Source organism: Priestia sp. P5_B4 (assembly GCF_056400385.1).
In genome coordinates, this window is record NZ_JBFULJ010001566.1 from 1 (window position 1) to 500 (window position 500).

At 65.0% G+C, this 500-nt stretch carries 1 protein-coding gene; it reads right to left on the reverse strand.

Translation table 11 applies throughout. The annotated features are described in order from the left end of the window. Positions 1 to 62: 62 nt before the first annotated feature. The coding region (locus AC1DRF_RS32185; RefSeq protein WP_477742852.1) for a hypothetical protein at positions 63 to 500 on the reverse strand (438 nt) is incomplete at its 5' end.

Here is a 500-nt window from a genome sequence, read left to right on the forward strand (position 1 = left end):
TGCAGCACAAAAAAGCCGCCTCGCGGGCGGCTTTCTCGTGCACTGCAGCGATCGGTCGCGGCTCAGTTGCCCTGCATGGGCAGGTCCGGAATCGTGGGAATCGTCCGATCGATCAATGGCGTGTCGTAACGGTTGCCGCCCTTCTTCAGCCTGTGCTCCTTCTCGGCCAGGCGTTGCGCGTAGGCGGTCGCCTTGAAGCGCTTGATGTTGAAGGATTCGATCGTGGTGTCGGACCAGCGCACGTGCACGGTGGTCGGGTCGAGCGTGTAACAGCCCGCACGGCGTTCGGCGCCGTCGACGGTTTGCCGGATCGCGCTTTCGCCCTTCGCGCAGAAGCCTTGCTCGTCGGTCAGTGTGTACTGCGTGCCGTCCTGTTTCAGCGTCGCCAGGTCGTTGGCGTTGGCGGCCGGCGCGGCGAGCAGCGCCGCCAGGGCCAAGCGTCCGAAAATCCGTTGCATGCAGTGCCTCCGTTGTCCGGGGCGCCGACGATAACGCAGGAA